A 455-nucleotide genomic window follows, 5' to 3' on the forward strand; every position below is an offset into this window, starting at 1 on the left:
CGGCGCGCGCCGCACGTGCCGGTGATCGTCTATCCGGCGCCGGTGCAGGGCGCGGGCGTTGCAGCGAAGCTCGCCGCGATGGTCGACGAGGCCAGCGCACGCCGCGAGGTCGATGTGCTGATCGTGTGTCGCGGCGGCGGTTCGATCGAGGATCTGTGGGCGTTCAACGAGGAAGTACTCGCCCGCGCGATAGCCGAAAGTGCCATGCCGGTTGTAAGCGGTGTAGGCCATGAGACGGATTTCACCATCGCTGATTTTGCCGCCGATGTCCGCGCGCCCACGCCCACCGCAGCGGCCGAACTTGTCAGTCCGCAGCGCGTGTTGCTGCTGCGCGATCTGGATCACCGCCATGCGTCGCTTGCACGCGGATTTGGCCGGATGATGGAGCGGCGCGCGCAGCAGCTCGACTGGCTGGCGCGCCGGCTGGTCAGTCCGGCCGAGCGGCTGGAACGCCA

Annotated in this window: 1 protein-coding gene; it reads left to right on the forward strand. The window is 68.6% G+C overall.

Annotation, left to right across the window (positions count from 1 at the left end):
* The coding region (xseA, locus tag EOS_RS42800) for an exodeoxyribonuclease VII large subunit (protein ID WP_047898309.1) at window positions 1-455 on the forward strand (455 nt) is incomplete at both ends.

Source organism: Caballeronia mineralivorans PML1(12) (assembly GCF_001028175.1).
Taxonomy (GTDB): Bacteria; Pseudomonadota; Gammaproteobacteria; order Burkholderiales; family Burkholderiaceae; genus Caballeronia; species Caballeronia mineralivorans.